This is a genomic window from Chryseobacterium sp. SIMBA_038, assembly GCF_046535115.1.
Lineage (GTDB): Bacteria > Bacteroidota > Bacteroidia > Flavobacteriales > Weeksellaceae > Chryseobacterium.
In genome coordinates, this window is sequence record NZ_JAWRXH010000007.1 from 38714 (window position 1) to 52069 (window position 13356).

General features: G+C 33.8%; 8 protein-coding genes. 3 read left to right on the top strand and 5 right to left on the bottom strand.

Features of this window, described 5'->3' with window-relative positions:
* Positions 1–16: 16 nt before the first annotated feature.
* Complete coding sequence (locus SB689_RS17705; protein WP_410693433.1) at positions 17–1615, bottom strand: RagB/SusD family nutrient uptake outer membrane protein; 1599 nt, start codon at positions 1613–1615, stop codon at positions 17–19.
* Positions 1616–1620: 5 nt separating this feature from the next.
* Positions 1621–4353 carry a SusC/RagA family TonB-linked outer membrane protein gene (locus SB689_RS17710; protein WP_410693434.1) on the bottom strand — a complete coding sequence of 911 codons (2733 nt, stop codon included), beginning with the start codon at positions 4351–4353 and terminating at the stop codon, positions 1621–1623.
* 337 nt (positions 4354–4690) lie between these two features.
* On the opposite strand from SB689_RS17710, the gene metG reads away from it, so the two are divergent.
* On the top strand, positions 4691–6727 hold the full coding sequence (gene metG, locus SB689_RS17715) for a methionine--tRNA ligase (protein WP_410693435.1): 2037 nt from the start codon (positions 4691–4693) through the stop codon (positions 6725–6727).
* Positions 6728–6833: 106 nt separating this feature from the next.
* On the opposite strand, the gene SB689_RS17720 is transcribed toward metG, so the two are convergent.
* The gene (locus SB689_RS17720) at positions 6834–7538 is read right to left on the bottom strand and encodes a class I SAM-dependent methyltransferase (RefSeq protein WP_410693436.1); all 705 of its coding nucleotides are present in this window, start codon (positions 7536–7538) and stop codon (positions 6834–6836) included.
* 215 nt (positions 7539–7753) lie between these two features.
* Between SB689_RS17720 and SB689_RS17725 the strand changes: the two genes are divergently transcribed.
* Together SB689_RS17725 and SB689_RS17730 are read left to right on the top strand one after the other, a co-directional pair.
* Positions 7754–8896 (top strand): vWA domain-containing protein, encoded by a 1143-nt coding sequence (locus tag SB689_RS17725; RefSeq protein WP_410693437.1) that lies wholly within the window; start codon positions 7754–7756, stop codon positions 8894–8896.
* Positions 8897–8976: 80 nt separating this feature from the next.
* Entirely contained in the window at positions 8977–10431 is a 1455-nt protein-coding gene (locus SB689_RS17730) for a sigma 54-interacting transcriptional regulator (protein WP_410693438.1), read from the top strand.
* Positions 10432–10728: 297 nt separating this feature from the next.
* Here the strand turns inward: SB689_RS17730 and SB689_RS17735 are convergent, their stop codons facing one another.
* Positions 10729–11544: a siderophore-interacting protein gene (locus tag SB689_RS17735; RefSeq protein WP_410693439.1), complete on the bottom strand. Its 816-nt coding sequence runs from the start codon at positions 11542–11544 to the stop codon at positions 10729–10731.
* A gap of 131 nt (positions 11545–11675) precedes the next feature.
* Positions 11676–13331: an MFS transporter gene (locus tag SB689_RS17740; protein ID WP_410693440.1), complete on the bottom strand. Its 1656-nt coding sequence runs from the start codon at positions 13329–13331 to the stop codon at positions 11676–11678.
* Positions 13332–13356: the final 25 nt, after the last annotated feature.

A 13356-nucleotide genomic window follows, 5' to 3' on the forward strand; every position in this document is an offset into this window, starting at 1 on the left:
TAATGTGTTTTTAAGATTAATAACCTGGATTTTGAATCAAATTAGGGTTTGCAACAATGTCATTAGTTGGAATTGGGAACAGGTTTCTATAATCTTCTACTGCTTTACCATCTTTCATACCACCTTTCCAAGGCCATAAATATGAACCTGATGTAAATTTTCCATAACGAATTAAATCTGTTCTTCTGGTTGCTTCCCAAGACATTTCTCTTGATCTTTCATCTAAGAAGAAATCCGTATTGATTGATGCAACCGTATTTCCTCCAGCTCTTGTTCTCAAAGCATTTACGTATCCTAATGCAGTCGTAGCATCTCCACCACTTCCACCTCTTGTAACTGCTTCACCGTACATTAAATAAATATCAGCTAAACGATACAAAGGAATATCGGCATCCACAAAATTACCTGATGCATCTGACCCGGGGGCTCCACCAGCATATTTTATATTTTTATACTTAATAAATGCATAACCATCTGTGAAAGTTGCGATATTATTAATTTCTAAATTCTGACCAGCCGTATAAAAATTTCCTCTTTGATCATTTGGAAAACTTGCAAATAAATTAACAAGTGATTTTGTAGTTCTTAAGCCACCCCAACCTCCGTTGACACCAAATTGAGAAGCAGGCATTGATCCTCCAATCGCAGCATGTACCATAAAGGTTGAACCTCCATAAGTTTTTGTACTTGTGCCATCATAATTTACAGATAAAATAACTTCAGGATTACTTACATTATTATCTGCCATGAATAATGATCCGTAATTTGACTTTAATGAATACCCAGCATTAATTACTTTATTACAGTATGTAATACAATCTGTATATCTTGCTGTTCCTGAATAAACTTGCGCATTTAAATACAATCTTGCCAATAAAGCCCAAGCAGCAGCTTTATCCGCTCTACCATACTCGTTGGTTTTTGCATCTTTCAAATCATTAGCACAAGCTAAAAGTTCAGATTCAACATATTTAAATAATTCTGCTCTCGCAATTCTTGGAGGAGGAGTATTAATGATATCCGTGGTTTCAGTTACATTAGGTACATTTCCAAATAAATCTAAGGCATGATAATATGATTGCGCCCTCAAGAATCGAGCTTCTGCACGCATAAATTTTGCCTCTGTAAGGTTATTTCCTGTAATTCCGTTTGTAGAGAGTTTTTCGTCTGTCGTATTTTTGATAAATTCATTACTTACAGCTATTACATTAAATATTCTGTAATAAATTGCAGCAACAAACGGATTAGAAGCATTCCAAGTCATATTATGCATATCAGGAAGACCTGCATCTGCCCAGGCAATTACCGCTTCGTCGGTTGTCAAAACCTGCATGCTATACATTTGACGAAGATAGTTTGAAAATCCGCCATCGATTCCACTAATATCTGTATTTCCGTCTCCGTTATTTTGGTCACCTTGACCACCAATTGCTAACCCCGCATAGATTTTAGCCAAAGCTGGTTTATAATTATTAAAATCTTTATAAAGCACACTTGCCGTTAATCCTAAACTTGGTTCTCTTTCAAGGTCTTGCGTACAAGAACCTGCTAAGAATAGAGTCCCTAACGTAATAGACCCTATGATTATTTTTTTATATAAATATTTATTTTTCATGTTGATTAAAATTGAAAGTTAAAGCCTACTGAATACACTTTAGGTCTTTGATAGAATCCATTATCAATTCCACCAAAAACTTCTGGATCTATACCTTTATATTTTGTAATTACAAATACGTTTTGTGCCATTGCATTTACTCTTAGGTTAGTTCCTTTACCCATAAATTCTCCGGCATTATAGCCAATTGTAAAGTTGTCCATTCTCAGGAAAGATGCGTCTTCAATGAACATATCAGAGAAAAGTTGTGTAACAGCAAATTGTGTATTTAAAATACTAGCATTAGTGTTACTCAAAAAATTATTCGCCTGGATATTGGCAATTGAGCTATTAGAAGCTGAGTTATTATAGACATAATTTCCTAGCACAGCTCTTAATGCAGTGCTAAACTCCCAGTTTTTTACGCTCACTTTTGTTGAAAATCCTAAGATAACGTCTGGTGTTGGAGATTTGTAAAAATATTTATCATCTTCAGTAGATTTTCCATCACCGTTTCTATCTACATAAACACCCTCTAAAGGCTTTCCATTGCTATCATAGACTTGCTGATAAACGTAAAATGAGTTAATAGGCTTTCCAACACTTGTCGCCTGAATATAATTATTAATACCAGTAATTCCTCCTCCATAAATTTTATAAGAAGCATCTACAAACTGTGATAAACTTGTAACTTTAGGAGTAAATTTAGTTGCATTGAAATTAACATCCCAAGTTATATTATCTTTTTTAATGGGCACTAAATTTAAATTAGCTTCAAAACCTTTATTGGCAATAATTCCAACGTTTTTAACATTAAAATTGTTAAGATCTCCTGCCCAAGTAGGAACAAGTGATATAAGATTTTCAGATTTTTTGTCAAAATAGTCTACAGATCCATTAATTCTATTGTTTAAAATCCCAAAATCTAATCCAATATTCTTTGTTGTGGTTGTTTCCCAAACTAAATTTGGATTATAAACATCAGGACGTAATAATGTATAGAAATTATTTCCGAACTGATACTGTGAGGTACTGCTATTACTATAAGAATAAGATCCGAAAGCAGCATAATCTTTATTTGTTTCCTGTTGTCCGGTCTTACCCCAACCTGCTCGTATTTTTAAAGAATTGATGCTTGATACATTTTTCAAGAAACTTTCTTCATTAATTTTCCAAGCAACTGATACCGCCGGAAAATTCCCCCATAAATGGTCTTTGTTACCATTCCAGAATGTGGATGAACCATCCCTTCTTACAGATCCGTTGATAATATATTTATTTGCAATCGTAAAAATTCCTCTTGCATAAAATGATAATAATGTTCTTTGAGTATCTCCAGGTGTAGAAAAATCAGTTTTCTGTCCGTTTCCATAATAAGTAGGAGCTTCTGGAGTAATCGTATGTCTATCTTGATAAGCATAACCGGCAACAACATCTACATTAGTATCAATTGCCGTAATATTCTTTGCATAACTTAAATAAGATTCAAAAAGTTTCACTTTTATTTCCTGAGAATATGATCGATAAGACCCTAAAGTTCCTATTCCCAAAGCATAATCTTTATATGTATTTACAGATCCGTCACTTTTTGCATAATCATAAGATCCTAAAACCGTTAATTTTAAATCTGGAAGGAAATGTAATTTATAATCCAACTGTAAACTTGGAATGATTCTAAAGACAGATGAAATATCTCTTTTACCATATAATAAACCTAACGGGTTTTTTGTTCCATTTACATTTAATCCTGTAGCAGAAGCTGAATCAAGCCATTCGTAATATCCCCCGTAATTAGAATTTCCAGAATATATTGGTTGAGTAGGATCAAAATAAATAGATGCACCAATTGCTCCGGTGTCCGGAAATCTGTTTTCAGAAAAAGTTCCTTTGAAATTACCATTAACAGTTAAATGATTATCAAAGAATTTAGGTGAAAAATTCAAGCCTAATGATGTTCTTCTAAACTCATTTGTTCTTACAATCCCGTTTTGCTCATTATACCCTAAAGACACTCTATAAGGCAAACCTTTCACACCACCTGAGAAAGCAACGTTATTATCTGTTCCCCAAGCTTGTTGATAAATCTGATTCTGCCAGTTGGTATTAGCAGTACCTAGATAAGTTTTCTGAGTAGCTGTTCCGTAAGTATCTACAAAGCTTCTAAACTGATCCGCATCTAAAACATCTACATTACCCATTTTTGTAGAAACAGAAAAATTGGTATTGAAATTCACTTTGAATTTTCCTGTAGTTCCCTTTTTGGTAGTAATTAAAATAACCCCGTTTGAAGCTCTGTTACCATAAATAGCAGCTGAAGAAGCATCTTTTAGGATATCGAAAGTTTCAATATCATTTGGATTAATTAATGATAATGGATTTGTTGCGCCACTTAAGCTATTGAAATCAATCGGAACACCATCTATTACAATTAATGGATCATTATTGATAAAGGAAGAACCACCCCTTACTCTTATTGTAGAACCCGAACCTGGAGCCCCACTATTTCCAGTAATCTGTACACCTGGAGTTTTTCCTACAATCAATTGATCTGCTGTAGCTGCACCCCCGTTAAAATCTTTGGAAGTTATGGAAGATATGGATCCTGTCAAGTCAGCCTTCTTCTGCTTACCATATCCAATCAAAACAACCTCCTCTATCTTTTTCTCCTTTGTAATAGAGTCTTTTGTTTGTGCGTGTATCATTGTACTTGCCAAGAGAAAAGCAGGCGCAATTTTTAATACCGTTGTAAAATTTTTCACAATATTGTTTTTTTATATAGTTTGTTTTTTATAATAATTTTGACATATAGTCAGGCTTGCAATTTATAAAAAAAATAGAATTATCATAAATTTAATGAAAATTAAGATAAAATTATGTAAATTGCTTGAGTGTTTTAAACCAATTATCTGTTTTTCATTCGTTTACGATAAATTATGCAAAACATAATAACCTGCCACAGTTAACAATAAGTTAAACGTTGGTTTAACTAAATGTAATATTTCAAACTTCATAAACAATTTTAAAGCTTTTTAAACGGAGACTAGCAAGAGTTTTTGGGAGATAATCCGTATCTTTGCAGATAAAATTTTACTATAAATGTCAAACAGAAAGATGATTACGGCAGCTTTGCCTTATGCAAACGGACCGGTTCATATAGGACATTTGGCAGGTGTTTATATTCCTGCGGATGTTTACGCAAGATTTCAGAGAAGATCAGGAAAAGATGTAGCGTTTATCTGTGGTTCAGATGAGCACGGAATTCCTATTACCATCAGAGCAAAAAAAGAAGGAGTTACTCCACAAGATATTGTAGACAAATACCACGAGATCATCAAAAAATCGTTCTCAGATCTTGGGATCTCTTTTGATGAATACTCAAGAACAACATCTAAAAATCATCATGACACGAGTCAGGATTTCTTTAAAGTTCTTTACGAAAAAGGGAAATTTACAGAAGAAGTTTCTGAACAGTATTTTGACGAACAGGCTAATGAATTTTTGGCTGACAGATACATCGTTGGAACTTGTCCGAATTGTGGAAATGAAAATGCGTATGGAGATCAGTGTGAGAGATGTGGTACTACCCTTTCTCCATCAGAACTGATTAATCCAAAATCAATGTTAAGTGGAAATGTTCCGATTCTTAAAGAAACTAAGAACTGGTATCTTCCATTAAACGACTATGAAGATTTCCTTAATGAATGGATCATTGAAGGCCATAAAGACGATTGGAAACCTAATGTTTACGGACAAGTTAAGTCTTGGTTAAACGATGGCTTAAAACCTCGTGCCATGACCAGAGATCTGAACTGGGGAGTTCCTGTTCCGCTTCCAAATGCAGACGGAAAAGTATTGTACGTTTGGTTTGATGCACCGATTGGATATATTTCTTTCACGAAAGAATGGGCTGCGAAAAACGGAAAAGACTGGAAAGATTACTGGCAAAGTGAAAACAGTGATTTAGTTCACTTTATCGGAAAAGATAATATTGTGTTCCACTGTATTATTTTCCCTGCGATGATGAAAGCTCACGGAGATTACATTATGCCAACCAATGTTCCGGCTTTTGAATTTTTAAATCTTGAAAATGATAAGATTTCAACGTCTAGAAACTGGGCAGTTTGGGCTCACGAATATGTTCAGGATTTCCCTGGACAGCAAGATGTATTGAGATATGCTTTGCTTTCTTCTGCTCCTGAAACAAAGGATAACAATTTTACTTGGAAAGATTTTCAAACTAAAAATAACTCGGAATTAGTAGGAATTTTCGGAAACTTTATCAACAGAGTTGCCGTTCTTATTCATAAATATTACGATGGAGTTGTTCCTCAAGGTGATGTAAACGCTCCTGAATTACAGGAAATCAATAAATCGGCAAAAGAAATTTCAGGATTCTTAGAAAATTATGAATTCAGAAACTCTTTAACTGCTTTAATGAATTTAGCACGTTTCGGAAATCAATACCTTCAAGCAGAAGAGCCTTGGAAAACGATTAAAGACAATCCTGAAAAAGCAGCACAATCTTTATTTGTTGGAGCTCAGATTGCCGTTGCTTTGGCTCAATTGTGTGAACCATTTATGCCTTTCAGTTCTGAGAAATTATTGAATATGTTCAACGTTGAGAAATCAAACTGGAATGATGTTGAAACTAAAAATGTTTTAATTGAAACAGGCCATAAAATCAACGAATCATCACTTCTTTTCTCAAAAATTGAAGACGATGTTATTGAAGCTCAGATTCAAAAATTAGAAGACACAAAACAAAATAATAAAAAAACAAACCCTAACGCAAATCCTATGAAAGAGGAAATAACTTTTGATGATTTCACGAAAATCGATTTAAGAACAGCTACTATTATTGAAGCTGAAAAAGTTGAGAAAGCTGATAAATTATTAAAATTAACTGTTGATACTGGTGTTGACGTTAGAACAGTTGTTTCCGGAATTGCAGAAAGTTTTACTCCGGAAGAAGTGATCGGAAAGCAGGTTATGATTTTATTAAACCTTGCTCCAAGAAAAATCAGAGGAATTGAATCTCAGGGGATGTTGTTATTAACGACAAAACCAGACGGAAAATTATCTTTTGTAACTCCAGATGATTCTCATGTAGAAAATGGTATTGAGATAGGATAATCTTCAATATTTTAAATAAAGAAAGACGCATAGATTTATGCGTCTTTTTTGTTTTTATTGGTCATCCTATGTTTGCATTAGGAAAACATAGGATGACAAAATCCATTTATTTCTTAGTCAATTTTGCTAAATAAGAATCCTCATCCTGCATCACTTTTTCAATGTTGAAATCATTATTTTCAGCAGCATTTTGTAAGGTAAAAAAATCAAGATACAACCATTTTATCGGATTTTCTGATTCACCTTTATAATGAACAATATAATCTAACTCACCATAATATCCTCCTGCAGGAATATAAACTCCGCCATCATAATCTTTGTCGAACATGTATAAAATATCGGTGCTGTCGATGAGAATTTGACCGTTTTCATTTAACAAAGAATGAAGTTTTTTAAGGTAACTATCAATTTTCTCAAGGGTTTCAAAAATTCCGGTTCCGTTCATTAATAATAGGATCGTATCAAAAGTCTGATCTGAAAAATCAAGAATATTTTCACAAACTGCATTTTTGATTCCCCTTAACTTACAAACCTCAATAGATTTAGGAGAAATATCTAAAGCCAAGACATCAAGATTTCTTTCATTTTGAAGATATAATGAATGTGAACCCGCTCCTGCTCCAATGTCCAGAACTTTTCTTTGAGATAATTCCAATGCTTTTTTTTCAATTTCATTCATTTCTTCAAAATCTCTGAAAAGATATTCTACCGGAAGTTCATCCAGCTCGGAAATTGAAGTTTCAGTCTGCAGATCTTCAGGATTTTCATCGTGAAAATAGTCCCAGATCGCTTTACCCATTAAATCTTTCATGTCTTATTTTAATGAAGCAAAGATAAGGGTTTTGGAAAAGAAAGTTGAATTAGATAATAATAAAATAAAGCAAAAACTCTACAAAACAAATCTAATTTAATTGGCATAAATACTGTTCCTATTTCTATCACCATCATTACTATTTTCTATTTTCCCACTATAATCTTGCAAAAATATTTCCATAACTTGTAGTGTTTTAAACAGCATCATATCTTATGACAAATAAAGATTTTAATTATCAAAAAGGATATACTTTCAGTAAACATATTCCGGAAGATATATCGCCTTTTGATCGGGTATTTGATGTTTTCAAGGATTTGCTGACGCATACTTCGGGTGATATTGAGGAAGCTTTTGACTGGCTCGATATGCTTGATAAAGAATATAACATTTTCAACGATGAATATACTCTTGAAGATTTTGAAGCAGACTTAAAAAAACGCGGATACATCAAAGAGGAAGAAGATTCTAAAGACGGTAATTCAGGATCAGGAAAAGGTAAAAATATACTGACCGCCAAACTTGAAGCCGCTTTGCGTGAGTATGCATTGGATCAAATTTTCGGAAAACTCAAAAAAAGCGGTGTAGGAAATCATCGCACCACAAAAACAGGCGTTGGTGATGAGCGAGACGGTGAAAACCGTAATTTCCAATATGGTGATGATCTTTCTTTGGTAAATATGACCGAAAGTCTAAAAAACGCCCAGATCAATAACGGAATTTCAGACTTACGACTGACAGAAGACGATCTTATTGTAGAGGAAACCAAACATAAAGCGCAAATGAGTACTGTGTTGATGATCGACATCAGTCACTCTATGATTTTGTATGGTGAAGATCGTATCACGCCTGCCAAAAAAGTAGCTATGGCTTTGGTGGAATTAATCAAAAGAAAATATCCAAAAGATTCCATTGATATTATTGTTTTTGGAAATGAAGCCTGGCCAATCAAAATCAAAGATCTACCCTATTTGCAAGTCGGACCTTATCATACCAACACTGTTGCCGGGTTGGAATTGGCAATGGATATTCTTCGCAGAAAAAGAAATACCAACAAACAGATTTTCATGATCACTGATGGGAAACCAAGTTGTATTCAGCTTCCTACCGGAGAATTTTACATGAATAGTGTTGGTTTAGATGAAAAAATTGTCAACAAATGTCTCAACAAAGCAGCAGAAGCAAGAAAGCTTAAAATTCCGATCACCACATTTATGATTGCACAAGATCCCTATCTTCGTCAGTTTGTAAATGCATTTACTGCTCAAAATCAAGGGAAAGCCTTTTTAACAGGTCTTTCCGGTTTGGGAGAAATGATTTTTGAAGACTACGAAAAAAACAGAATAAAGAGAATTTAAATAAAGGCTGGATGTTGGAAGCTTGAAGATAGAAATTGATACATTATACCATCCAACCCTCAGAAATAATAAAATTTAAAATGAAAAACGATATTACATTCAAAGAATTAAAAAATTCAGGATACTTAGATAAAACGATCAATGAAGAAATTCAGGCTAATTTAATTGCAAAAATTAAAACTAAAGAACCTGTATTTGAAGGACTTTGGGGCTATGAAGATTCGGTGGTTCCACAATTGAAGAAAGCTATTTTGGCTGGACATCACATTAATTTATTAGGTTTACGCGGACAGGCAAAAACAAGAATTGCCAGAAGCATGGTAAGTCTTCTTGACGAATATATGCCGATCGTGAAAGGTTCTGAAATCAATGACAGTCCATTTCATCCGATTTCAAAATATTCAAGAGATCTTATCGCAGAACTTGGTGATGAAACTCCGATTTCTTGGGTGCACCGCTCCAACCGTTTCTTTGAAAAACTAGCTACACCGGATGTGAATGTTGCCGATTTAATTGGTGACATCGATCCCATCAAAGCAGCAACATTAAAACTCCCTTATTCCGATGAACGTGTTTTACATTACGGAATGATTCCCCGTGCCAACCGTTCTATATTTGTTTTGAATGAATTGCCTGATTTACAGGCTAGAATTCAGGTTTCTTTGTTTAATATTTTGCAGGAAGGTGATATTCAGATCCGTGGATTTCAATTGAGAATGCCTCTTGATATTCAGTTTGTGTTTACAGCAAATCCGGAAGATTATACCAATCGTGGAAGCATTGTTACTCCATTGAAAGACAGAATTGGCTCACAAATTTTCACCCATTATCCTAAAACAATTGCGCTTGCCCGACAGATTACGGAACAGGAAGCGGCAATTTCAACTCAAGATAAATCACAGATACAAATTCCTAGTTTAGCGAAAGATCTTTTGGAACAGGTTGCTTTTGTAGCCCGTGACAGTGAATATGTGGATGCGAAAAGTGGCGTAAGTGCAAGACTTACAATTAGTGCAATGGAAAATTTAGTAGCTGCAGCGAAATTAAGATTAATTGAATCAGATGCAGAAAAAACTACGGTTCGTTTGCTTGATTTCATGTCGATTATTCCATCAATTACAGGAAAAATTGAGCTTGTTTATGAAGGCGAACAAGAAGGTGCAGATTATGTCGCTAAAATACTGATTGACAAAGCGGTTATGATACAATTTGAAAACCTCTTTCCACGCATTTCTAAGCTAGAAAAAGACGGAATTAAAAATCCATACACTGATTTAATTAAATGGTTTAACAAAAACCATCTTGAACTTAATTATTCTGATACAAACGAAGAATTCTACGGCAAACTCAACAGTATCAAGCCTTTAGTGGAAGTTGTTGAAGAAAATACTTCTGAACTAAGCATTGAAGATCAAAATTTCTGTAAAGAATTAGTTTTATGGGCATTAACCATCAGTAAAAAATTAGATAAAGCTGAAAATCAAAATACTTTTACGTTTGATTCTACTGGAATTGGTCAGTTTTTGCGTAATTAAAAATAAGTTTAACCTAATTGGAAATTAACCACAAAAGACACAAAAGTTTTTAGTGCAAAATTAAAGTTTAATTATTTTTGAAAACAAAAGGGTACAAAAGAATAAAAATCAAAGATTTTTAAAACTTATGTGTTCTTGTTTACAGTTTATATTATTAACTTAAATAAATAATGTGCTAATCTTTTGTTTCTTTTGTGGTTAAAATAAAAAGTTTAAACATTTCAGAAAAAAATAAAGAACCTCAGATATAATGTCTGAGGTTCTTTTTATTATTGATTTAAAATATTTTCTAAATTTCTATTCAATGGCATTTTTTTCCTTTTGTCTGTCAGCCTGAGATTCGTTTTCTGCAACTCCGGCTTTCCAGTAAGAATAGGCATATAATTCCTGTTGTGTCCAATTTTTTTCCTTTCTCAAATAAGAACGGATTTCTTTCACACTTAAAAATTCTGTTGCCACATATCCGAACTTTGAAGTTTCGGGAATTTCAACAGTTTTTACTACTTGAGTTAAATCACTTTTTCCATGAGGTTCAGAATTATAAACCCAGATAAATGTAATATCAGCATTAGTTTTTAGAATCTGTTCGTCTTCTTTTCCATGAACTTCGAGGATGCAGACTCCTTTTACAGTTTCAGGAAGAGTTTCCAGAATGGCACCCAAAACGGGAATTGCCGTGCCATCTCCGACCAACAAATACCAATCAGCCTGTGGACATAATTCTTTACTTCCCAAACGCATCATCACACCCAATTTAGAGCCCACTTCTGCTTCTCTCGCCCATCTGGACGCTGGTCCACCATCGCCATGGTCTACAAAATCGATGAAAATTTCATTTTTTTCAACATTAATTCCTCTGTGAGTATACGTTCTGATGCTTGGCGCAACCTCTTTTGCAGGATAAATCCACTGATGGGTTTCCTGATCCAGACTTGGAAAATGGATTTCATTCAATCCTTTTGGAGGAACCGCAATTTTATTATTATCACCAATTGTGGCATCTTTAAACAAATGAACATCAGGAGAATATAGATAAACCCTGATGTAATGTTCTGTAATATATTCTTTTCTAGCAACTTCGGCAATAATCTGCCCTGTTTGAATCTTCGTCATATGATTTATTTATTTTTACAAATTTAATTTTTATTTTGTCTAAATAAAAATAATTTAACAATAAATATAAAAAGTAAAGCTCCATTTTTATAATTAAAAACAGAGCTTTACAAGTGAAAAACAAGGTATCTTTATATTGCAGATCCGGCTGCATCTTTTATATCTTCCGCAAGCTGTTTATTTTCTCTTAATCTTCTTTTTGCTATTAATGATTTTCCTTTTAAAGCTTTAATAAATCGAACATATTGGAAACGCTCTTTTCCGAAATGATGGGTAAGAACATAAATTAAAATACCAAAACCAGCCAAAACAATGTAACCGAAAATCTTTTTATTGGAAGCAATTATCGCGTTAAGTTGAATCGTTTTCATATTGGCCGCGACATTTTGTGAAGTTACCGTCAAACCATCCATATAAACCGCCAAATCTCCCAAACTTACGACCTGAAACTGATATTGAAACCACGAAAATATCGCAGAAAAAAAGGCAACTGTAAGAAAAGTTCTCCAAACCAAAGCCATTCCGATTGCGGCCAGCATTTCATTTAATTCTAATTTATCCAATGTGTAATACCAAACCGAGATGAATAACGCTGTCATTCCAAAACCTTTTAAAAACATGGGTAAATACCAGTTTTCATAATTAAATTCCAATACCATCGAAAAATACATCACAATTGAATATCCCAGCATCGCGGAAAATCCTGAAAAGACATACATTTTTAAAGGTTTGTCTTTTTTAAACCAAAATACAGCGATAATTCCAGCCAAAATAATTCCGGGGATCATCAGGATATTTAATTTTGCATTGGTTAATTGGTCATACCCCAAAACTCCGACCGCAAAAATATTCTGAAGCGAAGTCGTTCCCAAAAACATTCCCAGACACAAAAGCATGAATAATCCGTGCATCACATTGTTTTTTGAAAACGTTTTAAAAGATAAATAAGGTCTTTTCAAATGCGTCTGTCTTGTCACCAAAAGCGTAAAACTTACAAAGGCCGCAATACTTGCATTAATTATTTTCGATGAATTCAGCCAATCCTGCTGCTTTCCGAATGCTAAAACATACGCCGAAAACATGAATGTTGATGTAAACAGAATAATGCTCAACCAATCGATATAATGTAAAGGAACTTTTAAAGCAAAATATTGATTATGCATAAAAATCCACTGCAACAGCGCCAATACAAAACATAAAATAGAGATAATGATAAAAAACTGCTGCCAGTTATATAAAATAGAAACCTCAACTGCATAATATGCCGCAATTTGATTCATCACAAGAATAAATGAATAGAAAACACCATAAAACATTCCTCGGTTTCCTATCATTGCCATTACCGGTAAAAATATTTCTATCGCAACAATCATTTTTAAAAAACCTAAAATCAATGAGCTTCCAATAATAACTGCCGGTTCTGAGGTTGTTGCATTAATGTAATTTAATATTCCTAAAAGAACCAAAACCAATGTAATTTTATCACGGATTTTGAATCTCATTTTTAATCTTAAAACAATCGGCATCGCCGCTCCCATCCCGATCGTTGTCGCGTAATTTGCGAACATATAATATTCCGAAAGCGCACCCGTTCCACCTACCATAAAACTTATATTTCCGGTGTAAACTCCACCAAGCGGCATCACAACTGTCATTAATAAAATGATCAATAACAGTTGTACAGGTTTTGGCACCCAATCGTGGTATAATCCTTTATTGTACATGATTTTTTTTAATATTTCTGTAGAGGATGGAAGTTTGAAGATGGAAGCCGGAAGTTTTTTCACGCTGCATCAACTTCCTTCTTCCCAC